This is a genomic window from Allobosea sp. BK604 (assembly GCF_004341515.1).
In the GTDB taxonomy this organism is placed as follows: Bacteria; Pseudomonadota; Alphaproteobacteria; order Rhizobiales; family Beijerinckiaceae; genus Allobosea.
Window position 1 is genome coordinate 84,056 of record NZ_SLZF01000007.1, and the last position, 26,213, is coordinate 110,268.

At 66.0% G+C, this 26,213-nt stretch carries 25 protein-coding genes; 12 read left to right on the forward strand and 13 right to left on the reverse strand.

Going from position 1 to position 26,213, the window contains the following annotated elements; all coding sequences use genetic code 11:
• Window positions 1-39 precede the first annotated feature (39 nt).
• The 5 genes from EV560_RS21515 (at window position 40) to EV560_RS21535 (ending at window position 3,540) form a co-directional block, all read left to right on the forward strand.
• Window positions 40-831 carry an HpcH/HpaI aldolase family protein gene (locus tag EV560_RS21515; protein ID WP_131857865.1) on the forward strand — a complete coding sequence of 264 codons (792 nt, stop codon included), beginning with the start codon at window positions 40-42 and terminating at the stop codon, window positions 829-831.
• 21 nt (window positions 832-852) lie between these two features.
• Window positions 853-1,242, forward strand: a complete 390-nt coding sequence (locus EV560_RS21520; RefSeq protein ID WP_131857866.1) for a nuclear transport factor 2 family protein — start codon at window positions 853-855, stop codon at window positions 1,240-1,242.
• A gap of 205 nt (window positions 1,243-1,447) precedes the next feature.
• On the forward strand, window positions 1,448-1,786 hold the full coding sequence (locus EV560_RS21525; protein ID WP_131857867.1) for a DUF4286 family protein: 339 nt from the start codon (window positions 1,448-1,450) through the stop codon (window positions 1,784-1,786).
• Window positions 1,787-1,837: 51 nt separating this feature from the next.
• Window positions 1,838-2,704, forward strand: coding sequence for an amidohydrolase family protein (locus EV560_RS21530; RefSeq protein ID WP_131857868.1), 867 nt, complete (start codon window positions 1,838-1,840; stop codon window positions 2,702-2,704).
• A 116-nt stretch (window positions 2,705-2,820) separates the two neighbouring features.
• Window positions 2,821-3,540: a TetR/AcrR family transcriptional regulator gene (locus EV560_RS21535; protein ID WP_165923565.1), complete on the forward strand. Its 720-nt coding sequence runs from the start codon at window positions 2,821-2,823 to the stop codon at window positions 3,538-3,540.
• A 47-nt stretch (window positions 3,541-3,587) separates the two neighbouring features.
• Here the strand turns inward: EV560_RS21535 and EV560_RS21540 are convergent, their stop codons facing one another.
• Together EV560_RS21540 and EV560_RS21545 are read right to left on the reverse strand one after the other, a co-directional pair.
• The gene (locus EV560_RS21540; protein WP_131857870.1) at window positions 3,588-4,259 is read right to left on the reverse strand and encodes a class I SAM-dependent methyltransferase; all 672 of its coding nucleotides are present in this window, start codon (window positions 4,257-4,259) and stop codon (window positions 3,588-3,590) included.
• A 108-nt stretch (window positions 4,260-4,367) separates the two neighbouring features.
• Window positions 4,368-5,672 (reverse strand): ABC transporter substrate-binding protein, encoded by a 1,305-nt coding sequence (locus EV560_RS21545; RefSeq protein WP_165923566.1) that lies wholly within the window; start codon window positions 5,670-5,672, stop codon window positions 4,368-4,370.
• Between the two features lie 137 nt (window positions 5,673-5,809).
• Here EV560_RS21545 and EV560_RS21550 point away from each other — a divergent pair, with 137 nt between their 5' ends.
• Window positions 5,810-6,844, forward strand: coding sequence for a LacI family DNA-binding transcriptional regulator (locus EV560_RS21550; protein WP_131857872.1), 1,035 nt, complete (start codon window positions 5,810-5,812; stop codon window positions 6,842-6,844).
• A gap of 99 nt (window positions 6,845-6,943) precedes the next feature.
• On the opposite strand, the gene EV560_RS21555 is transcribed toward EV560_RS21550, so the two are convergent.
• From EV560_RS21555 to EV560_RS21590, 8 genes are all read right to left on the reverse strand, one after another.
• Complete coding sequence (locus EV560_RS21555; protein WP_131857873.1) at window positions 6,944-7,969, reverse strand: Ldh family oxidoreductase; 1,026 nt, start codon at window positions 7,967-7,969, stop codon at window positions 6,944-6,946.
• Window positions 7,969-8,721 (reverse strand): MBL fold metallo-hydrolase, encoded by a 753-nt coding sequence (locus EV560_RS21560; protein WP_131857874.1) that lies wholly within the window; start codon window positions 8,719-8,721, stop codon window positions 7,969-7,971. The genes EV560_RS21555 and EV560_RS21560 overlap by 1 nt, the downstream gene beginning before the upstream one ends.
• 13 nt (window positions 8,722-8,734) lie before the next feature.
• Entirely contained in the window at window positions 8,735-9,712 is a 978-nt protein-coding gene (locus tag EV560_RS21565) for a Bug family tripartite tricarboxylate transporter substrate binding protein (RefSeq protein ID WP_131857875.1), read from the reverse strand.
• Window positions 9,713-9,857: 145 nt separating this feature from the next.
• Window positions 9,858-10,784: a GntR family transcriptional regulator gene (locus EV560_RS21570; protein WP_131857876.1), complete on the reverse strand. Its 927-nt coding sequence runs from the start codon at window positions 10,782-10,784 to the stop codon at window positions 9,858-9,860.
• Between the two features lie 243 nt (window positions 10,785-11,027).
• Window positions 11,028-12,314 carry an ABC transporter substrate-binding protein gene (locus tag EV560_RS21575; protein WP_131857877.1) on the reverse strand — a complete coding sequence of 429 codons (1,287 nt, stop codon included), beginning with the start codon at window positions 12,312-12,314 and terminating at the stop codon, window positions 11,028-11,030.
• Window positions 12,315-12,369: 55 nt separating this feature from the next.
• Window positions 12,370-13,203: a carbohydrate ABC transporter permease gene (locus EV560_RS21580; protein ID WP_248312155.1), complete on the reverse strand. Its 834-nt coding sequence runs from the start codon at window positions 13,201-13,203 to the stop codon at window positions 12,370-12,372.
• Entirely contained in the window at window positions 13,200-14,096 is an 897-nt protein-coding gene (locus tag EV560_RS21585; protein ID WP_131857878.1) for a carbohydrate ABC transporter permease, read from the reverse strand. The genes EV560_RS21580 and EV560_RS21585 overlap by 4 nt, the downstream gene beginning before the upstream one ends.
• Window positions 14,093-15,118, reverse strand: a complete 1,026-nt coding sequence (locus EV560_RS21590) for an aldo/keto reductase (RefSeq protein ID WP_131857879.1) — start codon at window positions 15,116-15,118, stop codon at window positions 14,093-14,095. Before EV560_RS21590 ends, EV560_RS21585 begins: the two co-directional genes overlap by 4 nt.
• Before the next feature lie 501 nt (window positions 15,119-15,619).
• Here EV560_RS21590 and EV560_RS21595 point away from each other — a divergent pair.
• Window positions 15,620-16,762, forward strand: a complete 1,143-nt coding sequence (locus tag EV560_RS21595) for an MFS transporter (protein WP_131857880.1) — start codon at window positions 15,620-15,622, stop codon at window positions 16,760-16,762.
• A gap of 329 nt (window positions 16,763-17,091) precedes the next feature.
• On the opposite strand, the gene EV560_RS21600 is transcribed toward EV560_RS21595, so the two are convergent.
• Both EV560_RS21600 and EV560_RS21605 read right to left on the reverse strand, forming a co-directional pair.
• Window positions 17,092-17,637, reverse strand: coding sequence for a carboxymuconolactone decarboxylase family protein (locus tag EV560_RS21600; RefSeq protein WP_131857881.1), 546 nt, complete (start codon window positions 17,635-17,637; stop codon window positions 17,092-17,094).
• A gap of 40 nt (window positions 17,638-17,677) precedes the next feature.
• Complete coding sequence (locus tag EV560_RS21605; RefSeq protein WP_131857882.1) at window positions 17,678-18,295, reverse strand: nitroreductase family protein; 618 nt, start codon at window positions 18,293-18,295, stop codon at window positions 17,678-17,680.
• Window positions 18,296-18,515: 220 nt separating this feature from the next.
• Here EV560_RS21605 and EV560_RS21610 point away from each other — a divergent pair, with 220 nt between their 5' ends.
• Window positions 18,516-19,100, forward strand: coding sequence for a TetR/AcrR family transcriptional regulator (locus EV560_RS21610; RefSeq protein WP_131857883.1), 585 nt, complete (start codon window positions 18,516-18,518; stop codon window positions 19,098-19,100).
• 78 nt (window positions 19,101-19,178) lie between these two features.
• Here the strand turns inward: EV560_RS21610 and ggt are convergent, their stop codons facing one another.
• Window positions 19,179-20,786: a gamma-glutamyltransferase gene (ggt, locus tag EV560_RS21615; protein WP_131857884.1), complete on the reverse strand. Its 1,608-nt coding sequence runs from the start codon at window positions 20,784-20,786 to the stop codon at window positions 19,179-19,181.
• Between the two features lie 371 nt (window positions 20,787-21,157).
• Here ggt and EV560_RS21620 point away from each other — a divergent pair, with 371 nt between their 5' ends.
• From EV560_RS21620 to EV560_RS21635, 4 genes are all read left to right on the forward strand, one after another.
• Window positions 21,158-21,859 carry a GntR family transcriptional regulator gene (locus tag EV560_RS21620; protein ID WP_131857885.1) on the forward strand — a complete coding sequence of 234 codons (702 nt, stop codon included), beginning with the start codon at window positions 21,158-21,160 and terminating at the stop codon, window positions 21,857-21,859.
• Between the two features lie 37 nt (window positions 21,860-21,896).
• Window positions 21,897-23,108 (forward strand): M24 family metallopeptidase, encoded by a 1,212-nt coding sequence (locus EV560_RS21625; RefSeq protein ID WP_131857886.1) that lies wholly within the window; start codon window positions 21,897-21,899, stop codon window positions 23,106-23,108.
• 164 nt (window positions 23,109-23,272) lie between these two features.
• The gene (locus tag EV560_RS21630) at window positions 23,273-24,205 is read left to right on the forward strand and encodes a dihydrodipicolinate synthase family protein (RefSeq protein WP_131857887.1); all 933 of its coding nucleotides are present in this window, start codon (window positions 23,273-23,275) and stop codon (window positions 24,203-24,205) included.
• Between the two features lie 262 nt (window positions 24,206-24,467).
• Window positions 24,468-26,195 carry a glycosyltransferase family 2 protein gene (locus EV560_RS21635; RefSeq protein ID WP_207908087.1) on the forward strand — a complete coding sequence of 576 codons (1,728 nt, stop codon included), beginning with the start codon at window positions 24,468-24,470 and terminating at the stop codon, window positions 26,193-26,195.
• The last annotated feature ends 18 nt before the right edge of the window (window positions 26,196-26,213 follow it).

Below are 26,213 nucleotides of genomic sequence, written 5' to 3' on the forward strand. Positions count from 1 at the left end.
ACCCGCAAACCTGATCCGCTCGCAACAGAGGCCAACAGAATGCCCGGAATCTTCCCTCGCAATAACGTCAAGGACAAGCTCGCCAGGGACGAGGTCGTCACGTCGATGACTGTCCGGCTGGTCGACCGGCCGGCCATCGCGACGCTGGCGGCCGCCGCCGGCTATGACACGATCTATGTCGATCTCGAGCACAGCCCGCTGTCGCTGCAGGCGACGAGTGATATCTGCATCGCCGCGATGGCTGCGGGCATCACGCCATTCGTGCGGGTGCCGAACGTCTCCTCCGTGGTGTCGCGGATTCTCGACGGTGGCGCGCTCGGCATCATCGCCCCGCATGTCGAGAGCGCGGCCGCGGCGCAGGAGGTCGTCGATCTCGTGAAGTTCGCGCCCTGCGGTCATCGTTCCGAGGGCGGGCCGATGCCGCATTTCGGTTATCGCAACCCCTCCGTCGCCGAGACGCGCAGCATTTTCAACGAGACGACCAGTGTCGTGATCATGGTCGAATCCGGGGCGGCGCTGGAGCGGCTCGACGAGATCGCCGCGGTTCCCGGTGTCGACCTGCTCTTCATCGGCAGCAACGACCTGTGCAGCGATCTCGGTATTGCCGGTGATTTTGATCACCCGCGCCTGCGCGAGGCGTTCGAGCACACGATCTCCGTCAGTCGCAAGCATGGCAAACATGCCGGCATCGGCGGTCTCGCCGGCCGGCACGATCTTATCGCCGATTTCGTCGCCAAGGGCGCGCGCTACGTCTCGGTCGGTGCCGATCTCTCCTTCCTCGCGGCCGAGGCAAAGCGCTCGGCCGAATTCGTCCAGGGCCTTGCCCGCTGACCATCCCGGAGACCAGCAGACATGTCGCAGAACAGCAGCGAGGTAGGCGCCGTCAGGGCCGCGGAAAGAGCGCTTTACGACGCGATGATCGCGGTCGATCTCGGCGCGCTCGAAGAGATTCTCAGCGCCGATCTCAGCTATATCCACTCCACCGCCGTGGCTGAGGGCAAGGCCGAGTATCTCGAGCGCGTGAAGGCGCGGCATTACGATTACAGCTCCATCGAAAGCCGGGACGTCACCATCCGCATCCGTGACGATCTGGCCGTGATGGACGGTACGCTCGACATGGGCGTGGCCACCGCCGGTGGCCCGGACCTGATGATGAAGCTGCTCTTCGTGCTGATCTGGACGAAGCAGGACGGACGCTGGCGCCTGTCGCTCAGGCAATCGACCAATGCCGGTGCGGTCTGAGCGGGGAGGGCGCCGCGCTGTCCCGCACAGCGCGGCGGCCCGCGAGGGCCTGCTTGACATGGTCGATTTATTTGTAGATCAATAAATAAGTGATTTCCCTATTTTGATCAGCTACTTGCGATCAATTTCGGCCGCGCGTGCCGCTGCCTGGCGGAAACGATCAGCAAGGACCTGGCCTGAAGGCCATGGCATGGGAGGATGAGCCGTGAGCACGCCGAATGGACGTGGCTTGATGATCGCGATGATCGATGTCGAGCCGGAATGGGAGGAGGAGTTCAACCGCTGGTATGACGAGGAGCATTTTCCCGATCGGGTGAATTGCCCCGGCTTCCTCAGCGGCCGGCGCTTCGTCGCTGTCGACGGCTCGCCGAAATATCTCGCGGTCTACGAACTCGAGAGCCCCGAGGTGATGCAGTCCGAAGCCTACAAGAAGATTTCGCAACAATCGCCCTGGACCAAGCGCATCCACGAGCACCTGACCAGCGTCAAGCGCAACGTCTATGTCGAGATCACGCCGAAACCGAAGACCGCCAAGGCTGAGTGAGCCGAAGAGCGCTCGCCACAGACCTTGCGGCACAAGATCGGAACTCCAGCCATGAATCTCTGCCAGCCACCGCGTGCCGTCACGCGGCGTCCGACCCTCATTGCCCCGGCCGGGACCTGCGACAGCCACTGCCACATCATCGGGCCGGCGACGCGCTATCCCGTTTCGCCCAACCGCAGCTTCACGGCGCCCGACGCCCTGGTCGACGACTATCTGCGCATGGCCGGAACGCTCGGCATCGAGCGCATGATCATCGTCCAGCCGAGCTTCTACGGCGCCGATAATTGCTGCACGGTCGACGCTATCGCCGCGCTCGGGCAGCACAGGGCGCGTGGCGTCGCCATGGTCGAGCCCACCATCTCCGAGAACGCGCTCGCGGCGCTCGATGCGGGGGGCATCCGCGCCGCCCGCTTCATCACCACCGCCGGCGGCGGCGCCTCGATCGCCGATCTCGAGACCGTTGCCCGCAAGATCAAGCCCTTCGGTTGGCATGTCGAACTCTATGTGCCGCCGGCCTCCTGGCCCGAGATTCTGCCCGTGCTCGACCGGCTGCCGGTCCCGGCCGTGCTCGACCATATGGCCGCGCTCAGCGCCGATCCGGCCCGGAACGACCCGGCCGTGGTCAAGGCGATCCTGCGCCTGCTCGACGCCGAGAAGGCCTGGGTCAAGCTCTGCGGCTACCGCGCATCAGTCGCCGGTCACCCCTATGCCGACGTCGTCGGCCTGGCGAAATCGCTGATTGCTCATGCGCCGAGCCGCTGCGTCTGGGGCACCGACTGGCCGCATACCAACATCACCGGCCACATGCCGGATGATGGCGACCTGCTCGACCTGATGCTCGATTGGGAGCCGGGTGAGGCGGTCCGCAAGGCGATCCTGGCGGATAATCCTGCTCGGCTCTACGGCTTCGAGGACTGAACCGAAGCGGCCGAGCGAAACCCCTTCCGGCAAGCATTCCGTGTCCGGATTTGCTTGACTCGCGGATGGGGATACTCAATTCCGGCGGATCGTCGCGGCAGGCTGAAAGAGGCTGGATGGTCATCGTCAAGGACAAGCGCCGTCGCGGAAGGACCTCGCCGGAAGGCGAGGCGCCACCGCCGCGCCGTCGGCGCATGGTGCCGGCTGACCGCGAACAGATGATCGTCGCCGCGGCGCGGCGCTATTTCGCCGACCATGGCCTCACCGGCAGCACGACGGAGCTCGCCCGGCGCCTGGAGATCACCCAGCCGCTGCTCTATCGCTATTTCCCGACCAAGGACGCGCTGATCGCGCGCGTCTTCGACAGCCTCTTCCCACAGGACAAGTCGCTGGAATGGGAGCAACTGCTCGACGATGCGGCGATTCCCCTGCGCGAGCGGCTGAAGCGCTTCTACCAGGAATTCTCCCACCACGTGTTCACCTACGAGCACGTCAGGCTGTTCCTGTTCAGCGGCCTCGCCAAATACGAGTACAACGCGCAGTACTATGAGCTCCTGACGAAGCGGCTGTTTCACCGCATCGCGCTCGGCCTGCGCCAGCACTTCGCCATAGATGGCGCCCGCGACGACCTGCTGCCGGTCAGCGCGGCCGAGCTGGAACTGGTCCAGAGCCTCCATGCCGCGATCTACCATGTCAGCTTCCGCCGCTGGGTCCACACGCCCGGCTTGACCGGCGATATCGACCGGTTGATCGATTTCAAGGTCGACAGTTTTCTCGACGGCGCGGCGGCGACGCAGAGCCGGCTGTCCAATGATTGGCCGGCGGGCACCATTTAAGCGCCTCGCTACGCGGGAGCAGAGCGGCTTGCGAGCGCCCTCCGGAATCAGGCGCGGGCGACCCATCCACGGAAGGTGAAACCCACATAGAACAGCGTGACCTCGTCGAAGCCGGCGTCGCGCAGAAGCTTTTCGTCCTCTTCAGGCGAGAGGATCGACAATCTCGTCGCGATCATGCCTTGCGCGTCCTTGGCCTTCGCCGGTTCGACGCCTGAAGCGGCGGCATACGCGGCATAACGCGCGAGCCACCGCTCGCGCTCCCCTGCGTCCTGCGGAAAACTATGGTGGGCAACGACGAAGGGGGCGTCAGGCTTCAGGCGCCGCCGAATTTCCTTGAGCGTCCAAAGGCGCTCTTCGGGCTCGACGAAATGCAAGGTGAGGATGCATGTCGCCGCGTCGAAGGGTCCATCGGGCGCGACATCGATCAGCCCCTGGTGCAAGCTCGTGCGCGAGGCGAGCGGGCCGAGCGTGATCGCGGCGAGGCGCAGCATCTCGCCGGAGGGATCGACCCCGTCGAAGCGCCAGCCGGGCTGGGCCTCGGCGAACGCCTTGATCTCCAGGCCGCCGCCGGCGCCGAGAACCAGCACCCGCGCATCGTCAGGGGCCTGCTCCGCGAGGAGCAGCATCGCCATCTTCTGCAGGCTGGCGAAGCCTGGGACGAGACGTGGCGGCGCTTCGGCATAGCGGGCTACGGCCTGCGGATCGGAGAATGCATCCATAGAGCTCCGCTAGCACGTCTGAAACAGTGTTGCAGTGGCCCACGCGGTCGCGGCGCCGGACAAGGCCTGTCCGACGCCGCGACCGCGGATCGCAAATGCGCCCTGCTATCAGCCTCTGGCCAGGACGCGCTCGGCTTCCGTGACGAGTTCGTCGGCGGCCTGTTTCGGCGTCAGTTGCTTGAAGCCGGTCTTTTCCGCCGCCTGCCGGATCAGGTTCGTGACCTCGCCCGCGCCCTTCGGCGGCGCCGGCGGCAGGGGGGCGGGGCCGCGCTTGCTGAGCGCGGAAAGGTGATCGACCTGGATCCTGCCGGTCTCGTCGAGCTCGCCCGTCAGGAGGTCGCGGATCTTCGCCGAGGGCGAGACGCCACGCTCGACACCGAGCAGCTTGGCGCCTTCGGGCTTGAGGACCATGAAGTCGATAAGCGCGGCGGCCATTTTCGGATCGGCGGCCTTCGCCGAGACGCACAGCATCATCGAGGGCTTGAGGTATTCGCCGGGCTTCTCTCCCTTCGGATGGAAGGCCATGCCCAGCTTGCCCTTGTTCGCCGACTGGTAGCCGACGATCTGGTTACTGTTGGTGAAGGTGATCGCGGCGTGCCCGGTCGTCAGCAGGTCGGTGTCAATGGTGATCTTGTCGGTGGCGGCAATGTCGGAGGGCGCGATCGCCCCCTTGGCCCGCATCTCCGAGCAAAGCGTCAACCAGGATTCCGCGTCGTCGCGGTTGAAGCCGAGGCGGCCTGATGCGTCGTAGAGCGTGCGCCCGCGCGTCAGCACCCAGTATTCGAGCTCGGGCTCCATCACGCTCGGATCGGCGGCTCCGTAATAGCCGCGCCGATTGGCCTTCTTGGTGATGCTTTCGCCGAGCGCGGTGAACTCGGCCCAGCTCATCTCCGGCGTCGGCGCCGGCAGGCCGAGCTTGTCGAGCATCGTCTTGTCATAGAGCAGGACGTCGCTGTTCATGCCCATCGGGATGCCATACTGCTTCCCATCGATCTTGCCGGCCTCGATGACCGACGGAACATAGTCGCTGGGATCGATCACCGACGGGATGAGGTCGTCGAGCGGCCGCAAGGCGCCGCGGCGCGCATATTCCGGCAGGTAGCGATAATCCATCTGGATGATGTCGGGGGCGCTGCCACCGGCGACCTGGGTCGCAAGCTTGGTCCAGTAGGCATCCCAGCCCACGGTCTCGTAGGCGACCTCGACACCGCTATTGGCGCGCTTGAAGGCGTCGATGGCAGCCTGGGTCCGCTTGGCACGGTCGGCCCCGCCCCACCAGGACATCCTGAGGCGGCCCTCCTGCGCTGCGGCGGGGGACGAAAGGATGTCGGCGCCCGCCAGCTTCAGCACGGCCGGTGCCGCGATCAATGAGCCGAAGCGCAACAGATCGCGCCGTGAAACCTTGTTCGCCATTGCTGATCTCCTTGGAACCCTTGCTCGCCGTCCCTGCGACCGGGCATCTTGTTGATAAGAAGTGCCCATCTGGCGCGAACCTTTCACAATTCCCGCTTTAGTGCAACGATATACCGGAGGTTAACAGGGCATCTTCCATGGCGACGATCCTCGATGTGGCCCGCGCCGCCGGCGTGTCGGCGTCCAGCGTTTCCAACTTCCTGAACGACCGGCGCGGCAAGATGGCTCCGGCCACGCGCGAGCGGATCGAGACGGCGATCACGGAGCTGCGCTACCGGCCGAGCCGGGTGGCGCTGCAGCTGAAGACGGGCAAGACGGCGACGATCGGCCTGCTCGTCCCGGCCGTGGCGAACCCGTTCTTCGGAGCGGTCGCGATGGCGATCCAGCGGGCCGCGCAGGCGCGGGGCTACCAGGTGATCCTGTGCAACACCTTCCGCGATCCGAAGCGGGAGCGGGAATTCGCGGAGGATCTCGTGGCGCTCGGGGTGCGCGGCATCATCACCGGCGCGTCCCTGCTCAACCCGGGACATCTCTCCGAGCTCGCGTCGAAGGGGCTCTCCGTCGTCGCGTTCGAGGGGGATGCCGGCGCCGCGGTGCCGGGCATTCATGTCGTGTCGGTCGACAATGCCATGGCGACGACGCTCGCCGTCGACCACCTCGTGACGCTCGGCCATCGCCGCATCGCCTATGTCACCGGCCCGGCCCAGACGGCCGCCCGCGTCGCCCGGCTGAAAGGCTTCAGGACGGCGGCCGAGAGGCACGGCCTCGGCGAGGACGCCTCTGTCCATGAGATCTCGCTGCCGCCGAATGACTATGGCGACGATATGATCGCGGAACTTGGCGTCGGCGCCGCTCTGGCGCTCGCGAAGGCGCCCCGGCGCCCCACGGCGCTGATCGCGATGAACGATCTGCTGGCCATCGGTCTTGCCGCCGGGCTGCGCGAGCACGGCATCACGATCCCGGACGATATCGCGATGGTCGGCATCGACGATCTGTTCCTGGCGCGCCTGATGAACCCGCCGATGACGAGCCTCAGACAGCCTCTCGCGGCGATGGCCGAGGCGGCCATCGCCTGCCTGGTCGGCGATGCCGGGGAGGCCGCGCCGACGACGGCATTGATCTTCCCGCCGGAACTGATCGTCAGGCAGTCGACGGTTCCGGCCGCAATCTGAGCGGAAGCCCGGTGGTTTTCGCGTTCAGCCCGCCGCCGGCACGCAGCTCGCAACGCCCAGGCAACAAGGTTGAGCCAAGGCGGCCTCGCCCCCGCAGCCCTAGGCCAGCATCGCCTTGAGCGCGGCCAGATCGGCCTCGGCGACGGCGACGCCTTCGTTCTTCTGACGGGCATAGATCGTCAGCTCGCGCTCTCCCGGCGCCAGCACGGGCGCGGCCGGGTCGGCCGGCGGGGTGCTGTTCAGGATTTCGCGGAAATCATCCATGCGTTCGTGCAGCCAGGCCTGCGAGCCGAGCTTCTGCGTGTCGATCAGGATGAAGACATGGCCAAGGTTCTGGGCGAGGCCCGGATTCTTGTCCCAGGCCTCGACCTGGGTCAGGTAGGCCGCGCCGGATAGCAGGCCGGCGAGCAGGTCGACCATCACCGCCAGCCCATAGCCCTTGTGGCCGCCGACCGGCAGCAGGAAGCCGTCCAGCGCCGCGCGGGCATCGGTCGTCGGCTTGCCGTCCTTGTCGGCCGCCCAGCCCTCCGGGATGCTCTCGCCCTTCTGCAGCAGGCTGCGGATCTTGGCGCGCGCTGCGACGCTCATCGCCATGTCCAGGATGATCGGCTCGCCGCCCGGATTGGGCATGCCGATGCCGAGCGGATTGTTGCCGACCCGGGTTTCCTTGCCGCCCCAGGGCGCGATCGTCGTCGTCGCGTTGCTGGCGATGATCGAGGCGTAGCCCTCCTGCGCCGCCAGGAAGGCATAGGGCATGATCGGCCCGAAATGATTGCTGCCCCGTGCGAAGGCGGCGCCGATGCCGACCGCGGCAGCGCCTTCCTTTGCCGCCTGGAGCGCGCGGGCGCCGACCAGCGGCCCCATGCCGTTCCGGCCGTCGACGCTGGCGAGGCCCGGCGCGACGCGGGTGACCGCGACCTCCGCGGCGATGTCGATGCCGCCGACGCGCACCCGCTCGGCATATTGCATGACGCGGCTGATGCCATGCGTGCGCAGGCCGAACATGTCGGCGAGCACCAGGATCTCGGCCGTCGCAGCCGCATCGTCTGGCCGCAGGCCGGCAGCGGCGAGGGCGCCGGTCGCGAGCGTGAGCAGTTGCTGGTGCGGGATGATTGCGTCGGACATCAGGCCTTGCCGTTCAGGTTGATCAGGGAGGTGTCCTCGAGCGTCTCCGAGAACCAGGCGCGGATGCCGGCTTCGCGCTCGCCGACATAGACGGGCCGGCCGGCCTCATCGAGCAACATGCTGAGATCATGGCCGGGGATGAGCAGCGTGCCGGGAACCGCTTTCCACAGTGCCCAGATCGCTTCGATCGAGGCCGTGCTGGCGGCGTCGTCCTCGCTCGCATCGACCGCGCGGGACAGGAGCTCGGCGCGGTTCTTGGCGGCGTCGCCGGTGAAGATCACCGGCGTCTCATTGGCCGTCAGATGGAAGATCAGCGAGCCCGGCGTATGGCCGGGCGCCGCGATGGCGGTGATGCCCGGCAGGAATTCCTCGCCGGAGGCGACGCGCCTTACGCGGCTCTCCGACGCGAGCGCGTCGACATAGAGCTCGGGGAGCGGATTGAAGCCGGGCGGCTGCGCGCTCGCCCAGTCCAGCTCCTCGCGCCCGATCCAGACCGTCGCCTTGTCGAACAGCACGAAATTGACCGAGTGGTCGTAATGCGCGTGCGTCAGCACGACATCGGTCACGTCGCCCGGCGCGACACCATGTGCCTTGAGCTGCTTCTCCAGCGGCTTGCGCATGCCGAACGAGCCGACGTCGACCAGGATCGTCCGATCGGCCGAGCGCAGCAGCGCGATCGTGCTCCAGCCGAGCCCGCCATGGCAGACGGCCTTGCCGGGAAAGCCCTGGATCAGGATGTCGATACGATACATGGCCGGATCGCCCTCAATTGCCGAGCGTGATGTTGGCGTCCTGGATGATCTTGGCGAACTTGTCCGATTCCGAGCGCACGAAGGCGCGCAGCTCGGCATCGCTCATGTTGCGCGAGACGATGCCCTGGATCGCCAGCTGCTCCTTGATGTCGGGCCGCTGCATGATCTTCGGCATCACATCGGTCAGGCGGGCGAGGATCGGCTGCGGCGTCGCGGCAGGCGCGAACATCGCGAACCAGTTGAGCAACTCGTAGCCGGGTAGCGCATCGCTCAGCGGCGCGACATCCGGCAGTTGCGGCATGCGCTCGCGCGAGGTGACCGCGACCGGACGGATCTTGCCGGCCTGGATCAGCGGCAGCGCCGCGCCGAGGCTGCTGAAGCTCATCGTGACCGCGCCCGCGGCGATATCCGTCACCGCCGGGGTCGAGCCGCGATAGGGCACGTGCTGGACATCGGTGCCGGCCATCTTGTTCATCAGCTCGCCGGCGAGATGCTGCGGGTTGCCGACGCCGGAGGACGAATAGGTCAGCTTGCCCTTGTTGGCCCTGGCATAGGCGATCAGATCGGCCGGCGTGCGCACCGGCGAGGTGTCGGCCACGACGACGAGGCAGGGCACGATCCCGGCGAGCGCGATCGGCACCAGCTCGGTCTCGGGCTGATAGGTCATCTTCTCCTTGTAGAGATGCTTGTTGACCGCGATCTCTCCCGCTGCCGCCATCAGCAGCGTATGGCCGTCACTGCCGGCCTTGGCGACAGCCTGCGCCGCGATCATGGCAGCGGCCCCGGCGCGGTTCTCGACGATCACGGGCTGGCCGAGCGCGTCCCGCATCGGGTCGATGACGAGCCGCGCGACGATATCGACGCCGCCGCCCGCGGGATAGCCGACGACGAGGCGCATGTTGTGGTCGGGATAGCCCGATTGGGCCAGTGCCGCCTGGCCTGAGGTCAGCGTGGCTGCACCGGCCGCGAGGAACATGCGCCGTGAAATCATCGTCGTCTCTCCCAATCGCTCGCTCTTCCGGGCGAATTTCCGCAGCCCTTAGCCGCATCCGATGCAGCAAGTCTCTTCATTGCATGTTTCATCCAAAACATGCAATACAGATCGAGCCCGAGAAGCGTGACGCCGGGTCCGGGCGTCAGCGCTTGAACAGTTCCGGGCTCTCCCGATGCGTCAGCGTCACCGACAAGAGATGTGTGCGCAGGGCCTCGGCGGCCTCCTGCTGGCGGCCCTGGTCCAGCAGGTCGAGAATCTGCAGATGCTCCTGCGCCTGGCGATAATAGCGGGCCCTGTCGATCATCGAGCGATAGACCAGAAGGCGCCTGATGCGGTTCACCCGCCTGAGAGCATCGAGCAGGAAGGGATTCTGCGACGCGCCCACGATCGCTTCATGGAAGCGCACGCCGCGGTCGTAGAGTTCGGCCGGCGGGATCGTCTCGATCGCCCCGGCGAGGAGGCGCGTCTCGGTCGCGCGCAATTGCCGGCTGGTCTCGGCATTCCAGCTGAAGCCGGGATCGAGAATGGCGGCGGGCTCGATCGCGATGCGCAGGTGATAGGTCTGTTCCAGCGCTTCGGGCGTGGCCAATACCGGCGAGAAGATCCAGCCATAGCCGGTGCGCCGCTCGACCCAGCCCTCCTGGGCGATCCGGCTCATCAGCTCGGAGAGGGATGTCCGCGACAGCCCGTAGGTCTTCTGCAGATAGGTCTCCGAGACCTGGTCGGGCAAGGCGCCGTCGAGCCGGTCCTCGGCGATCTTGAAATAGGCCGCCGAGAGGTGGTCCAGCGTGGTCAGGCCGGCATCCTCGGCCCGCCGGATCGAGGAGGAGGCGACGAAATAGCCCTGGTTGGCACGATGCTCGACCAGCCCCTTGTCGAGCAGGAGTTTTAGCGCGCCATTGATCGGCCAGCGCGACACGGTGAAGCGCTCGGCGAGGTCCTGGGCGACAAGATGCGTCCCGGCGGCGAGATTCTCCGAGGCGATATGCTCGACGATGCGCGCGGCCAGGGTCGCTGACGCATCCCGGCGGCGATGGGTCCCCGCTCTCTCATCCAGCGTGGCGGTCATTGGCATTCGCCAGCATAGGGGCGAACGCGCATTTGTCCGACCTTCGCTCTGCAATGAAACAAGACGGTTTTCCTGGGCTCGCCGACGATCGATAAGCCCAACCTAGACCAGGATTCGGCACGTGAGGACCCCGTGCCGGACAGTTGCGCTGGCTTGACATCCACCAGGCATGCGGCCGCCGCTTGCGCGAGCGACCGCCTATCATCATCAGCTCGACTTTTCGCCCGAGAGCTCGAGCGCGACCTATTTGATGTAGCCACGCCGGCGCATGAACTGCGTCGCCTTGGCCTGAAGGTCGGCGGCGGCCTTTTCCGGTGTCTTGGTCTTGGCGCAGGCGGCATTGGCCTCGTCGGCGACCATCAGCAGGATCTGCTCGGCCTCCTTGACCGGGATGTAGCCGAAGGTCTCGCCGGTGAAGGCCGCGCGCACGGCCGGGTAGTGCGGGTATTTCTTGACGAGGTCGGGATCGTCGAGGAGCGAGAGCCGGGCCGGCGACAGGCCGTTCTCGGCATTGCGCTTGGCGATCGCCTTCGAGGTCATCCAGGCGACATAGAGCCTGGCCGCTTCCGGATTCTTGGCCTTGCCGTTGACGCCGATCGAGGTGCCGCCGAGCAGCGCGCCCGACGGCGGGGAGGCGGCGGCGAATTTGCCGGCCACCTGCGATTTGGCGGGGTCGGCGAGCGCGGCGAGGCCGCCCGCCCACATGATCGCGTGTGCCGACTTGCCGGTCGAGAAGCTGTTGAGCACCTCGTTATAGTCCCAGGTCAGGTTGCCGGGCGGGCTGCTCGGCTGCAACTGCTCGGCCATGAACTTGAGCGCCTTGACGCTGGCCTCGCCGCCGAGATCCGGCACGCCGTTGGCGTCGACATAGGTGCCGCCGAAGGCGTGGTAGAGCAGCGACCACATCACGTAGCATTGTGGCGTCTTGCCCGCGGGCAGGGCGTAGCCGTAATTGCCGTCCCCGGTCAGCGCCTTGCTGCGCGTGGCGACCTCGTCCCAACTCGTCGGGGCCTTGGCCTCGATGCCCTTCGTCGCATAGGCGGCAGTGTTGTAGAGCAGGAAGGCGACGTCGCCGAGGATCGGCAGGCCGACCAGCTTGCCCTCGTGCCGGCCGTAGATGTCGAGCACCTTCGGCGCGTAATCGTCGAGATCGAGCGCGGGAGCGCCCGGCACGGCCGTGGCCAGCGAGGAGAGATCGGCGAGATAGGGCGCCAGGTCGTTCTTCCACTGGTAGACGAACAGGCTCAGATCATAGGAATTGGTGCCGCTCGACCAGTCGAGCATCAGCTTGGCGTAATGGTCGCTCGGCGCGATGCGGGTGACCTGGAGCTTGATCCCGGTCGCCTCGGTGAATTCCTCGCCGATCTTGATCGTGGGATCGAAGGGCGGGCTGGTGCGCGAGAGCACGTTCAGCGTGGTGCCCGCATAGGTCTTGGGCAGCGCGTCGGCGGCGAAGGCCGGGCCGGAGGCTGCGAGCGTGCCGGCGGCGAGGCTGCCGGCGACGAATTGACGTCGATCGATGCCGTTCATGGTTGGTCCCTCCCTGGAACAGGTTCTTGTCGGAAGGCCATGCGGCGCTCCCGTCTCATCCCTTGACCGCGCCCATGGTGAGACCCCGGACAAGGTATTTCTGCATGACGACGGCGAAGGCGACGACCGGCGTCGAGATCATCACGGCGGCGGCGCCGATCGCGCCCCATTGCACGCCGTATTCGTTGCGGAAGCCGATGACGGCGAGCGGCGCCGTCGCGGCGTTGGACTGGGTCAGCGCCAGCGCGAACAGGAACTCGTTCCAGGCGCCGATGAAGACGAAGACGCTGGTCGCGACCAGCCCGCCGCCGACGAGCGGCACCATGATCTTCCAGAAGACCTGGAATTCGGAGCAGCCATCGACGATCGCGGCCTCGCGCAGCTCGTTCGGGATCTCGCGGAAGAAGCCGCGCAGCAGCCAGACGGCGAAGGGCAGGTTGAAGGCGCAATAGACCACGATCAGCGTCATGCGCCGGTCGAGCAGCCCGGCCCGAGAGGCAGCGAGGTAGAGCGGGATCAGGATGGCGATGCCGGGCACCATGCGCGCCACCAGGACCGAGCCGAGGAAGAGCTTGCTGCGCTTGTTCAGGTGGGCGAGCGAGTAGGCGGCCGGCGCCGCGAGCAGCAGCACGAGGATCGTCGTCGGGATCGCCGTCAGCAGGCTGTTCTGCAGGTAGAGCTGGAAATTGCTGTCGATGAAGATGGTGCGGAAACCGTCGAGCGTCGGCGTGAAGACGAAGCGCATCGCCAGCGTGTCAACCGGCTGGCGGAAGGCGGTCAGCACCATCCAGGTGTAGGGGAAGAGATAGACGAGCGCGATGATGGTCCAGAGCGCCGTCATCGCCGCCATGCGGGCCTTGCCCGTCTGCTGGGGATCGCCGCTGCTCATCCGCGATCCTCCAGAGCACTGCGGAACAGACGGATCAGCAGCGGCGAGCTTGCGACCAGCACGATCACGACGAAGATGCAGGCGATCGTGGTGGTGCGGCCGATATCGAAGGCCGAGAAGCCGGTCTTGTAGGCGAAGATCGTGATCGTCGTCGTCTTGTCGCCGGGGCCGCCGCCGGTCAGCAGCCAGATCTTGTCGAAATCGCCCATCGCCGCGATGGCGCGGAACGAGGTCGCGATCAGCATGTAAGGCACGAGATGCGGCAAGGTGATGTAGCGGAAGAGTTGCAGCGCGGTGGCGCCGTCGACCTTGGCCGCATCGACCGTGTTGCGGTCGAGCGCCTGCAGTCCGGCGAGGATCACCAGCATGAAGAAGGGCGTCGTCTGCCAGACATCCATCAGGATGATCGAGGGCAGGGCCATGGCGAGGTCTAGCCAGGAGAAGCCGGGCAGGCCGAGCCCGCGCAGCGCCGTGTTGAAGACGCCGGAATCCTCCTCGTAGAGCAGCTTCCAGAAGATGCCGATCACCGAGGGCGTGATCACCATCGGAATGATCATGATCGAGCGGAAGAAGGAGCGGGCATAGAACTGCGTGTCGAGCAGCAGCGCGAAGATCGTGCCGAGCGTCAGCCCGCAGCAGATCGAGGCGAAGGCGTAGATCAGCGTGACCTGCACCGCCGACCACAGCTCCGGGCTGGTCAGCACGTCGCTGTAATTCTCCAGCCCGACATAGATGTTTTCGCTGCCGGGGCTGGTGAAGATCCAGGCCGTGAAGCTCGCCCGTAAGGCAAAGAGCATCGGCCCGAGATAGATCAGGATCAGCACGCAGGCCGCCGGCGCCAGGAAGAACAAGGCGTTGCGGCGCTGGCGGCGCGCCGAGGCGGAGACATTCATGCGGCGGCTCGGCCAGGGCCGGTCCCGCGTCCGGTTACCGGATAGAGCGGGTCGGTATAGCCAGGCGTCGAGGCATGGCCGGGCGGCACCAGAGTGTCGAGAAAGGCGTCGTCCTCGGCGCCGAAAGGCTCGTCGAGCGCGACGATATAATCGGCCCATTGCGCATCGGTCTTCGGCCCGGCGATCACGGCGGGAACGGCCGGGTTGGCCAGGACCCAGTTGAGCGCGAAGCCGATCATGCTGCCGCCGCGTGCCTCGACATGGGCCCGGATACGCTCGGCGATGGCGAGCGATTCCGGCCGGAACTCGGTCTGGAGCAGGCGCGGATCGTTGCGGCCGGCGCGCGTGTCGGCGCCCGGCGCAACGCCCGGCCGGTACTTGCCGGTCAGGACGCCACGCGCCAGCGGGCTATAGGGCACGACGCCGATGCCGTAATTGACGCAGGCCGGGATGTACTCGACCTCGGCCATGCGGGTCATGGCGTTATAGGGCGGCTGGCCGGCGACAGGCTTCGGCGTGCCGACGAGGCCGCAAAGCCTGACCAGCTCGGCGATGCGCCAGCTCGCGAAATTGCTAACGCCCCAGTGCCGGATCTTGCCCTGGCGGATCAGGTCGCCGAGCGTCTCGACGATCTCCTCGCTGGCGACGGCGCGGTCGTCCATATGCAGGTAGTAGAGGTCGATATGGTCGGTGCCGAGCCGCTTCAGGCTCTCCTCGACGCCCTGCATCAGCCAGCGCCGGCCGAGACCGCCGCGGTTCGGCCGGGACAGATCGATGGTCGCGCCGATCTTGGTGGCGAGGATCCAGTCGTTGCGGTCGGCCTTGATGGCGCGGCCGACGAGCTCCTCGGAGCGCCCCCTGGTGTAGCTGTCGGCGGTGTCGATGAAATTGACCCCGGCCTCGCGGGCGCGGGCGACGATGCGCTGCGCCTCGTCCTCCGCGGTCTGGTCGCCGAACATCATCGCGCCGAGGCACAGGCGCGAGACCCGCATTCCGCTGGAACCGAGACGCCGATAGTTCACGAGAGCTCTCCTTGGTCGAGATAGGATGTCGGGCTCAGTCCGGATCGGACTGGCGGCCGAGTGCCTGAAGGGCGGATCGAAGGTTGAGCGATGATTGCGGCAAGGCCGATCGACGGAGGTCGCACCTCGCAAGCGCTCTCGGCGGCGAAGGCGCACGGCGCGAGCTAGCCACCCGAGCATCCCGTCATCGTCAATCCTCCCCGATCGTTCTTGTTGGGAGGCAAGGACAACAGACCGTGGCCTTGCTCAATCGGCTTGTGCGCGGCGTTGAGTAAGAATGGGTAAGCGGGCGCGCGGCGGAGCCGAAGCAGTCATTCATTGCCACGCGCGCGACGTTGGGCTGCCGCTCGCGCGTGGCGCCGGGACAAGGCCGTGAGGTTCGAAGGATCGGATTGACAGCGACCTGTGGATTGCTCATCAGGTCCGCGAGGCAACGTCCTCGATCCCCGCACGGGATTGCAATGTCCGGGAACGGCCCGGCCCATTCTTCAGGGCTGGTGCATGGCGACGTCGGCAATCAGGACATCAAGCGCAGCCTTGCTGTATCGCTGGTTCATTTCGTCCGCGATGTTTACGGTTCCGCAGGCGGCCGGACCGGTTGCCTTTGCGTTGGTCGCCCTGGCGCTTACCGGTGACACCAATGGCGGCGCGGCGATGATCCTGGCCATGACCCTCGCCCAGGTCATCGGAGCGGTTCCGATCACGCGGGCCGGGCGAGGCTTGCCGCCGACGGCGTTCCTGCGCGGCCTCGTGGCCTTCCGGTCTGTCGCCCTCGGCGCTGTCGGCTTATTCGCCTATCTCTCGCTGCCTTTTGCCTGGCTGGTCGCATTTTCGGCCTTGGCGGGGGCGGTCAACGGCGCGGCATTCGGCTATCTGCGGACGGTGCTGAACCAACTGGCGCCGGCCGCCAAGTTGCCAAGGGCGCTGGGCATCGCGGCCACGCTCAACGAGTTGACCTTCGTTCTGGCTCCGGTCGCTGCGTCCGGGCTCGGCACCATCTCGCCTGTATTTGCCGTGCTTGCCCTTGCGGGCCTCGGTGCCCTTCCCGTCCTGTTGATCCCAACCGTGGCATCGGCGCCGATGGAAGACGTGCATCAGCCCGACGCATCGATCATCAGGCCAGCGATCCTGCTCTGGTTGATGTGCGCGGCGGCGGGTAGCGCGACTGTTGCCGCCATCGAGATCGGTGCCGTGGCCTTGGCCTTGCACTTCGGATATGCCCCCGCCCTGGCTATCCTGTTCACGGTCCCGCTCTGCAGCGCGTCTGTGGCGGGCGGCATCTGGGTCAGCGTACGGAACCGGATGGCGAGCCGGCGCGCTGTTCTCATCCAGTTGGCCATCATGGCGGTCGGAGCCGTTCTCGCCGCGCTCCAGATTTCATTGGCGGTCACGGTGGCTGGCGCCGTCCTGATCGGCGCAGTCCTTGCGCCTCTGGGCACCTATTATTCGCTCGTGCTCGATTCGCTTGCCCCTTCGCAGAAGCGTCCGGAGGTCTTCGCGCTTCTCCGAACCGCGAACGCGACCGGCATCATCATCGCCAGCGCGGTGATGTCTGCCGTCTCGTTGTCCACCGCGCTCGTCGTCGTCAGCTGCCTGATGCTGACCGTCGTCATCGTGGTCAGCATCGCCTCGCACCGCACGTGAGCTGAGTCGGAACGGGCGGTACGGCATATCCATGAGGGCGTGTCGTATCGGGACGTTGTCTATCTTCACGGGATGCGTTTGCTTCACGCCTGTTTCGATAGCCGGCCACAGAGCGTGTCGACTGGATGAGTGCCAGCAGGATCGGCGGTGCCAGTGGAGAGGCTGCGTTACCCGAAATCGAGATGTGCTCCCCTTTCAGGGTCTGACCCGGCACGCGGACGAAAGCCCAGACAGGTTCCCAAGGTCCAGGGGCATCTGGGCTTTCGCGTTACGCACCCATCACATGAAACGTCTCGCGGTCGGAGACAGTCCATGTGATCGAATATCGCTCAGATCGTGCCGGCCGGCGCGACGGCGGGGAAGTCCTTCTCGGGATCGAACACGTTGTTGAAGAAGTTCGTCAGCGAGTACATCGCCACCAGCGCGACGATCTCCATCACGTTCGCATCGGTGTGCCCGGCAGCGCGGACCGCATTCAGGTCGGCCTCGCTGACCTGCCCTCGGGTCTCGATGACTTTGCGGGCAAACTGGACGGCGGCATGACGTTTCGGGTCGGTCGCACGACCCTTCCGGGCGAGGAGGACCTCATCGGCGGGCAGCTTGGCCATGTGCTCGGCTGTAAAGCTGTGAACCGTCAGGCAGTAATCGCAGCCATTCACTTCGGAAACGGCGAGGCCGATGCTGTCCCGCGTCCGCACGTCGAGTGCCTTGCTCAGGGAGCCGAGAAGGTTGGCCCATGCGTTGAATGCGATGGGGCTCTTCGCGAAGGCCGCCATCATGTTGGGAGTGAAACCGATGGTCTTGGTGAACGCATCGAGCGTCGGCTTCGACTCGGCCGGTACCTGGTCCGGCGTCGGCAATACGGTTCTTGTCATCTCAACCTGCATAAATCGCTGATTTCACGGAAGGTCCGAATTAGACGAGGTGCAGCACCTCGGAGACCGGACGGCGCGGCTTCTGCGCCCAGTTTCCCGGCCGCTCCGGCCCGACCGACAGGAGCAGGACCGGCACTTCGTCCTTGGCCAACCCGAACTCGCGATGCACCGCTACGTCATCGAAGCCGATCATCGGCGTCGAACCCAGGCCCCAGGAGCGGGCGACATAGATCATCGCCGCTGCGCCAAACGTCGCGGTGCGCACGGCCTCGTCGCGCTGGCGCTGCGGGTAATCCTGATAGAGACCACGTGCCGGGATTTCCCATTCCGGCACCATCTTCGCCGGCATGATGCCCGCTTCCACCAGCGGAGCCAGGCGCGCCGGCACGACGCTGGAATCGGCCAGCTGGCCAACCACGATAAAGGTAACGGCAGCTTCTGTGATCGGCGGCTGGTTCCAGGCGATCGGGCTCAGCCGGGCCTTTGCCTCAGGCGTGCGCACCGCGATGAAGCGCCAGTTCTGCAAATGGAACGAGGTCGGCGCTGTGGTGCCGATCCGCACCAGCTCGTGGATCTGCTCGTCGCTCAAGGCAGCGGCAGGGTCGTAGTACTTGGCGGCGGTCCGGCTCAGAATGCAATCGATGACGGCGTTGGTCATTGCGGCTCCTAGGTGTAAGGGCAGAATTAGGGACCGATTGGTACATTATCACGCGCGACAGCATTCGCGCCGACGCGTCACGCTCGGTTCCATCTCTGCTTTGTGCGAACGCCGGCTCTGGCACCGGCGCGGCGTTATGTACCAACTGGTCCCAAACGAGTAAAGTTGGAATCGGGACCAACTGGTCTATAATCGCGGGACGAGCGTATGAGGGAGCACGATGGCCCGTCCCCGGGAGTTTGATGAAGACGAGGTTTTGCAGGCAGCCCTTCGGCTGTTCTGGGAGAAGGGCTATGAGGGCACGTCGTTGAGCGACCTGATGGACGCGACGCGGCTGACGAAATCAAGCCTCTACAAGGCCTTCGGCAACAAGGAGACCCTGTTCTGGCGCGTCGTCGAACGCTATCAGCGCGACTTTCTGGATTTTCGACATGGTGCGCTCGCGGAGCCAACGCCACGCCGGATCGCGGAACGGCTGCTCGATGGAATCGTCGAGCTGCATGGCGGTCGGGTGAATCCCGTAGGCTGCCTCGAGCTCAACACCGCGCTGGCCGGTTCCACGGATTCCGAGCCGATCAGGCAGGAGCTCATCCGTGGCCGCGAGCTCTTCAGGCAGCGGCTGCGTGATCGATTTGAAGAGACGATGGCAGCTGCCCCGCTCCCGTCGGGCATGACCAGCGACGACGCGGCCTCTTTCGTCATCTCGCTCATCCAGGGCCTGGCGGTGCAGGCCAAAGGCGGCGTCCCGCCGGAAACGGCCCGCCGGGTCGTTCATGCTGCCTTACTGTCCTGGCCCGAAGCCTGACAGTGCCTTTGCATGGCGCGCGTTTCCTTCCGGGCGGATCGATGGCGCCGGGGGCGCCGATATCGGCCATGCGCCCGATCAAACTCCGATGGCCATGCCGTCCCGCTGCGGATCGGCCCCGCCGGTCCAGCCATCGCCCTCGATCTTGACGCCATGGGGCGCACCGAAGGCGAAAGACTGGTACGAGCGCGCGACGGCATAGCCCTGCGCCTGGAGCGTGTCCGTCACCCGACGCTCGACGCGGTTTGAGACGTCGATCGTGTCGCTCAGGCAGACGATGCGCGGCGCCGCCACCGCCTCGGCCATGCTCATCCCGAAATCGATGACGTTGCTCAGCGCCTGCGCCAGCGCCGGCACGATGAAGGTGCCGCCGGGCGCGCCGATTGCCAGCATCGGCTTGTCGTCCTTGAAGACGATGGTCGGCGCCATCGCGCTGCCGCGCGCCTTGCCCGGAGCAATCGAGCCCGCCCGGCCGGGGCGCGGGTCGAAGCCGCTCATCGAGCCGTTATACATGAAGCCGAGCCCGGAGGTGATGCCCCCCGAGGGCTGGCCGAGCGTATGCGTGATCGTCACCGCATTGCCCTGCTCGTCCATCACGCAGGTGACGGTCGTGTCCGGCGGGTCCTTGGCCAGCTCGGAGCGCGGGACCCGGGCTTTCACTCCCGCCTTGATCTTCGCTGCGTGCGCGGCGGCATGAGCCTGCGAGAGCAGCATCTCGACGGGCACATCGACGAAATCCGGATCGCCGATATGGGCGTCGCGATCGATCGTCATCCATTTCATCGCCTCGGCGAGGATGGTGAGATGCTCGGCCGAGTTATGGGCCAGACTGCCGAGCTCGAACTCCTGCAGGATATGCAGCAATTCGATCAGCGAGACGCCGCCCGCCGCTGGCGGATTGCCGGCTATGCCGAGGCCACGATAGGAGCCCCAGACCGGCGCCTTCTCGCGCACGCGATATTCGGCGAGGTCGCGCCTGGTGATCAGCCCACCATGGGCTGCCATGTCGGCGGCGATCTCATCGGCGATCTCGCCGGTATAGAAGATCTCGGGGCCCGCCGCGGCGATGCGCTCGAGTGTGCGGGCGAGATCGGGATTGGCGACGATGTCGCCGGGCCGCTTGAGCGTGCCGTCGGGGCGGAAATAGATCGCCCGGCCTGTCTCGCTATGGCGCAGCTTGTCCTCGGTATTGATCTGGCCTGCGCCGCGCTGGTCGATCGTCCAGTAATAATGGACATAGGGGCGCACCATGAAGCCAGCGCGCGCCTGCCGGATCGCCGGCGCCATCACGTCCTTGAGCTCCATCGTGCCGAAGCGCGCCAGCGCCTCGGTATAGCCCTTGACGTTGCCCGGCGTGCCGGCGGCCAGATGGCCGAGCTCATTGGCATGGTCGCTGAGCAGGAAGACGAAGCCGTCCCGCGTCTGGCCGACGAAACGGTCGGCCCACATCTCCGCGTTCGCCGCGAAGGGCGCCAGCGCCAGGAATTCCAGCACGGTATGCACGCCGCGCTTCGGCATGCTGATCTGCATCGCTCCGAAGCCGCCAATGCCGCACATTTGCGGGTCGACCACACCCTGGCTGAAGGCGCAGGCGATCGCGGCATCGACCGCATTGCCGCCCCGGCGCAGGATATCGGCCCCCGCTTCGGCGGCTTCCGGCTGTGCCGCGACGATCATTCCGCGCATGACGTGGTCTCCGGGCGCCGGCAGCCGGCGCGAGCTGGTCGAGATGCGGGAGGTTAGGCGAGCGCAATGGCCGCTGGTCCCCTCGCCAGTGCAGGGCGCCCCTGTGCCAGGCTCAGTGCGGCTGGGGGGCGAAGAAGCTTCCGGTACGAAAAAGCGTCATCCTGCAGTCACTTGCAGGTATTCAGCCGGCACCATGGCTCGTTTGTTTCACGGCTCGCGCCGATCCGTAATTGCATAATGGCGATTTTATCCAATTGACAGACCGGCCTCGCTTCCGCTTTTCTTCGGCGGATTTTTGGGGGCTAGCTTGGCGGTCACGAGCGTCCGGCCTCCTGGTGCAGCGCCGCCAGGCGCAGTGAGGTTCCGTGCCCATGACCGATGTTCAGCCATCGCGCTCGCGGCTTCCGCAGTTCCGCCACACCATCGCCGGTGCTGCGGTGGCCGAGCTGCGGCGGCGTATCCTGAGCGGAACGGTCTCGGCTGGCGAGGCGCTGCGGCAGGATGCTCTCGCCAAGGAATTCGGCATCAGCCGGATTCCGATCCGCGAGGCCTTTCGTCAGCTTGCCGCCGAGGGGCTCGTCACCATCCATCCGCATCGCGGCGCCGTCGTCACCGCGCTCTCCGCCGCCGATATCGCGGAGCTCTTCGACCTGCGCGCCATGCTGGAGCCGGATCTGATCCGGCGCGCGGTTCCCCATCTGAAGCTGGGCGATTTCGCCGCTGCCGAGAGCATCCTCGCCGACTATGCGACCGCGATCAGCAATGGCGATGTCGATGCCTGGGGCGAACTCAACACCGAATATCACCTCTCGCTCTACGGCCCGGCCGGGCGCTCGCAGACGCTCGAGCTCGTGCGCATGCTGCTCGTCAACACCGACCGCTACACCCGCGTCCAGCTTGCCATGTCGGCGGGGGCGACGGCGCGCGCCAAGCAGGAGCATGCCGCCTTGCTCGACTTTTGCCGCAAGGGCGACGCCGAGGGTGCCGCCCGCCTGACGCTTGAGCATGTGCTCGCGGTCAAGCAGGACCTGCTTCTCCTTCTGCCGTCCGACGACGCGGACGAAACCCTTTGACCACTTGGCCATCACTGCAGCTGCGAGGACTAGGAACATGACGATCGGCGTGGGCGGATCGAGCTTTGCGGAAGAGCTCGACAAGTTGAAACCGATGACCGACGGCATCGAGCCGATCGCGGTCAGCGAATTCAAGGCGCGCATCGCCAAGGCCCAGGCGCTGCTGCGCGAGCAGGGCCTTCAGGCGCTCTATCTCGATACCTCGACCAGCCTCGCCTATTACACCGGCATCGCACTGAACCTGACGGAGCGCCTGCATGGCGCGATCATCCCGGTCGAGGGCGAGATCGTCTATCTCAGCCCGGCCTTCGAGGAGCCGAAGACGCGCGAGTATATGAAGTTCGGCGACGACGTGCGCTGCTGGGAGGAGCATGAGGATCCGACCGCGCTCGTCGTCGAGACCATCCGCAGCATGGGTTATGAGAGCGGCCAGGTCGCGCTCGATCCGCATACGCCCTTCTTCATCGTCGATGGCCTGCGCAAGGCCGGCAACCGCTACAGCTTCACCAGCGGCAGCCCGATCACCGCGACCTGCCGGCAGCTCAAGTCTTCGGCCGAGATCGCGCTGATCCAGCGCGCCATGGACATCACCATGGAAGTACACCGGGCCGCGGCCCGCGCGCTCCAGGTCGGCGTGACCACCACCGAGACGATCGACTTCCTCGGCCGCGCCCATCGCAAGCTCGGCATGAGCTGGACCAGCGGCACCGCCCAGTTCGGCGAGGCGACCGCCTATCCTCATGGCGTGCCCTACCCGCAGACGCTTGCCGATGGCGACATGGTGCTGATCGACATGGGCACCAAGGTTGGCGGCTACCGCTCCGACATCACCCGCACCTACATCTTCGGCGAGGCCAATGCGCGCCAGCGCGAGATCTGGGAGCTGGAGAAGAAGGCGCAGCTCGGCGGCTTCGCTGCCGCCAAGCTCGGCGCGCCCTGCGAGGCGGTCGATTACGGCGCGCGCGGCGTCATCGAGGCGGCGGGCTTCGGCCCCGGCTACAAGGTGCCCGGCCTGCCGCACCGCACCGGCCATGGGCTCGGCCTCGACGTCCACGAGGAATCCTTCATGGTCAAGGGCAACATGACGCCGCTCCAGGTTGGCATGTGCTTCTCGATCGAGCCGATGATCTGCATCTACGGCGAGTTCGGCGTGCGCCTCGAGGATATCGCCTACATGGCTGAGGACGGCGTGCACTGGTTCACCGAGCCCGCCCATTCTGTCGACGACCCATTCGCCTACGAGGCCTGATGACGAGCAGCGCCCTCTGCTTCCCGGGCTTGCGCGGGAGGCAGGGGTGCTGCAGTGACTGGCCTGACTTGCAGATACACGAAACGCTCCGGCGGATGTCCCGTCGGAGCGGGCCGAACCAACTTCCCGATCACTCGAGCTTCCTGGAAACGAAAGAAATTCTCATGGCTTCGGATGTTTTTACCGGCACTATCCCGGCTCTCATGACGCCGTGCAGGGCGGACCGGAGCCCGGACTTCGATGCGCTCGTCCGCAAGGGCAAGGAGCTGATCGCGGCCGGCATGTCGGCCGTGGTCTATTGCGGCTCGATGGGCGACTGGCCGCTGCTGACCGATGAAGAGCGTCAGGAAGGCGTCGCGCGCCTCGCCGCCGCCGGCGTGCCGGTGATCGTCGGCACCGGCGCCCAGAACACGCAGCGCGCGGCGGCTTTCGCCCGCCATGCCAGCGAGGTCGGCGCGAAAGGCCTGATGGTCATTCCCCGCGTGCTCTCGCGTGGCCCCTCGGCCTCGGCCCAGCAGGCGCATTTCATGGCGATCCTGGAGGCTGCCAACGGCCTGCCGGCCGTGATCTACAACAGCCCCTATTACGGCTTCGAAACCCGCGCCGAGCTGTTCTTCCAGCTGCGCGACAAGTTCCCGAACCTGATCGGCTTCAAGGAGTTCGGCGGCGCCGCGAGCCTGACCTATGCCGCCGAGAACATCACCGGCCAGTCCGACGACATCACGCTGATGGTCGGCGTCGATACCCAGGTCTTCCATGGCTTCGTGAATTGCGGCGCCAGCGGCGCGATCACCGGCATCGGCAACGTGCTGCCCAAGCCCGTCCTCAAGCTCGTCTCCCTGTGCGAGCAGGCCGCGAAGGGTGATGTCACCGCGCGCCAGAAGGCGCTCGAGCTCGACAGCGCGCTCGCGGTCCTGTCGAGCTTCGACGAGGGGCCGGACCTCGTGCTGTTCTACAAGTACCTGATGGTCCTCGAAGGCAACCCCGAATACGAGCTGCATTTCAATGCCTCGGACGCGCTCAGCCGCGGCCAGATGCATTACGCCAAGACCCAGCTGGAGCTCTTCAAGACCTGGTACGCCGCCTGGTCGGCCTGAAGTCACGCCAGATCATCGGACCATCATATCCGGTCCGATGATCCAGCGTCCCGTTTTCGCATCGGTTTTTCCGAAGAACCGCAATCCACGTTTCGGGCCGATGCGGTAAACTGGGACTCTTGCATTCAGCGGCGCCGATCGTCGAAGAGACGGTTGGCGCCGTTTGTCGTTGCTCCCTGCCAATGCAAAACTGTCGTTCTTTTCGAATACGGGTTCAACATCCGCGCCGGCCGCTCCGGCGCGATGGTCGATGAAAGATCTTATGCGCCCAACCGTCGATGAATTTCGGCTCTGCGCCATCATACCGAGCCGCAATCATTATCGGGTCCTGGGCAGCATCGTCGATGTTCTGGTGGCGCGGCGCATTCCGGTCTTCATCGTCGACGACGGCAGCGAGCCGGATGCCGCGCAGGCCATCGCCTCGCTGCAGGATCCGGCGAAGAACGTTGAGGTCATCCGCTTGCCTGAGAACCGGGGCAAGGGCGGGGCGCTCAGCGTGGCCATGAAGGCCGCAGCCGCCGCGGGCTATAGCCATGCGGTGCAGGTCGACGCCGATGGCCAGCACGATCTGAACAGCCTGGATGCGTTGATCGCGACAGCGCGGGCGAGGCCGGAGGCGCTGATATCAGGCATTCCGGTCTACGATCACTCCATTCCGCGAGGCCGCGCCATAGGCCGCTGGCTGACCCATGTCTGGGTCTGGATCGAGACCCTGTCGCTGCAGATCAAGGACAGCATGTGCGGCTTCCGGGTCTATCCGCTCGCCCTCGCCTTGAGCGTGATCGAGGAGGAGCGGGTCGGCCATTACATGGATTTCGACACCGAGATCATGGTGCGGATGTTCTGGCGCGGCGCGCCTGTCGTGCATCTCCCGGTTCGCGTCACCTACCCGGATGGCAACGTGTCGAATTTCCGGTTGTTCAAGGACAACTGGCTCATCACCTGCATGCACACCCGCCTGTTCTTCGGCATGCTCTGGCGGCTGCCGGCGCTGCTACGGCGACGCCTTTCCGCAAAGGGGCAAGCCAGCCATTGGGCGGGAATGGCGGAGCGCGGCACCTATTGGGGCATGCGCAGCCTGCTCGCCATCTACAGCTTTTGCGGCCGGCGCGCCTGCCTTCTCGCGATGCGGCCCGTCGTCTTCTATTTCTTTCTCGTCGGGGCAGAGCGCCGCAAGGCGTCCCTGGACTACCTCGTGCGTGTCCGCGCGCTCAAGGGTGAGCCCCCACCGACCTGGCGCGACGGCTTCCGCCATTATTTCGATTTCGCCACCAAGGCGCTCGATACGATCATCGGTTGGGCGCGCCCGAGCGATATCGGCCCGGTCGAGATCGTCGGCGGCGAGGCTGCGCTCGCGCCCATCGCCGATCGGCGCGGCGCCCTGCTCATCGTCTCGCATCTCGGCAATGCCGAAATCGCCCGCGCCGCCCTCGCCAGCCATGTCGGCCGGCCTGTGCATGTGCTGATGCACACGGTCCAGGCGCGGCGCTACAATACGATCCTGCGCTCGCTCATGCCGGGCGTCGGCTCCAATGTCATCGAAGTCACGGATATCGGCGTCGATACGGCGATCGCCTTGTCGGAGCGGATCGAGCGCGGGGAATGGCTGGTGATCGCCGGGGACCGCATTCCGATCATGAGCCAGAACAGGGTGAGCGAGTGCCCGTTCCTCGGGCAGGCCGCGCCCTTCTCGCAGGGGCCGTACATCCTCGCCGCACTGCTGGATTGCCCAGTTCTCACCCTGTTCTGCCTGCGCGAGGGCAACGGGCATCGCGCCTATTTCGAGGCCTTTGCCGACAGGATCCTTCTTCCGCGAAAGGAACGGGCGGAGGCCCTGGCCGGCTACGCCGGTCGCTATGCCGAGCGGCTCGAGCATTATTGCCTGCGGCAGCCGCTGCAATGGTACAATTTCTTTGATTTCTGGGCGGTGCCAGCGTCTGCAGAGCCCGCCAAGGAAAAGCCAGCCACGCCGCGGGGCATGACTGGCTGAAAGGCCGGATTGGACCTT

Coding starts and splice junctions, on each gene's coding strand:
- EV560_RS21515 (WP_131857865.1), top strand. CDS start 40: ATGCCCGGAATCTTCCCTCGCAATAACGTCAAGGACAAGCTCGCCAGG.
- EV560_RS21520 (WP_131857866.1), top strand. CDS start 853: ATGTCGCAGAACAGCAGCGAGGTAGGCGCCGTCAGGGCCGCGGAAAGA.
- EV560_RS21530 (WP_131857868.1), top strand. CDS start 1,838: ATGAATCTCTGCCAGCCACCGCGTGCCGTCACGCGGCGTCCGACCCTC.
- EV560_RS21535 (WP_165923565.1), top strand. CDS start 2,821: ATGGTCATCGTCAAGGACAAGCGCCGTCGCGGAAGGACCTCGCCGGAA.
- EV560_RS21540 (WP_131857870.1), bottom strand. CDS start 4,259: ATGGATGCATTCTCCGATCCGCAGGCCGTAGCCCGCTATGCCGAAGCG.
- EV560_RS21545 (WP_165923566.1), bottom strand. CDS start 5,672: ATGGCGAACAAGGTTTCACGGCGCGATCTGTTGCGCTTCGGCTCATTG.
- EV560_RS21550 (WP_131857872.1), top strand. CDS start 5,810: ATGGCGACGATCCTCGATGTGGCCCGCGCCGCCGGCGTGTCGGCGTCC.
- EV560_RS21555 (WP_131857873.1), bottom strand. CDS start 7,969: ATGTCCGACGCAATCATCCCGCACCAGCAACTGCTCACGCTCGCGACC.
- EV560_RS21560 (WP_131857874.1), bottom strand. CDS start 8,721: ATGTATCGTATCGACATCCTGATCCAGGGCTTTCCCGGCAAGGCCGTC.
- EV560_RS21565 (WP_131857875.1), bottom strand. CDS start 9,712: ATGATTTCACGGCGCATGTTCCTCGCGGCCGGTGCAGCCACGCTGACC.
- EV560_RS21570 (WP_131857876.1), bottom strand. CDS start 10,784: ATGACCGCCACGCTGGATGAGAGAGCGGGGACCCATCGCCGCCGGGAT.
- EV560_RS21575 (WP_131857877.1), bottom strand. CDS start 12,314: ATGAACGGCATCGATCGACGTCAATTCGTCGCCGGCAGCCTCGCCGCC.
- EV560_RS21580 (WP_248312155.1), bottom strand. CDS start 13,203: ATGAGCAGCGGCGATCCCCAGCAGACGGGCAAGGCCCGCATGGCGGCG.
- EV560_RS21585 (WP_131857878.1), bottom strand. CDS start 14,096: ATGAATGTCTCCGCCTCGGCGCGCCGCCAGCGCCGCAACGCCTTGTTC.
- EV560_RS21595 (WP_131857880.1), top strand. CDS start 15,620: ATGGCGACGTCGGCAATCAGGACATCAAGCGCAGCCTTGCTGTATCGC.
- EV560_RS21600 (WP_131857881.1), bottom strand. CDS start 17,637: ATGACAAGAACCGTATTGCCGACGCCGGACCAGGTACCGGCCGAGTCG.
- EV560_RS21605 (WP_131857882.1), bottom strand. CDS start 18,295: ATGACCAACGCCGTCATCGATTGCATTCTGAGCCGGACCGCCGCCAAG.
- EV560_RS21610 (WP_131857883.1), top strand. CDS start 18,516: ATGGCCCGTCCCCGGGAGTTTGATGAAGACGAGGTTTTGCAGGCAGCC.
- ggt (WP_131857884.1), bottom strand. CDS start 20,786: ATGCGCGGAATGATCGTCGCGGCACAGCCGGAAGCCGCCGAAGCGGGG.
- EV560_RS21620 (WP_131857885.1), top strand. CDS start 21,158: ATGACCGATGTTCAGCCATCGCGCTCGCGGCTTCCGCAGTTCCGCCAC.
- EV560_RS21625 (WP_131857886.1), top strand. CDS start 21,897: ATGACGATCGGCGTGGGCGGATCGAGCTTTGCGGAAGAGCTCGACAAG.
- EV560_RS21630 (WP_131857887.1), top strand. CDS start 23,273: ATGGCTTCGGATGTTTTTACCGGCACTATCCCGGCTCTCATGACGCCG.
- EV560_RS21635 (WP_207908087.1), top strand. CDS start 24,468: ATGCGCCCAACCGTCGATGAATTTCGGCTCTGCGCCATCATACCGAGC.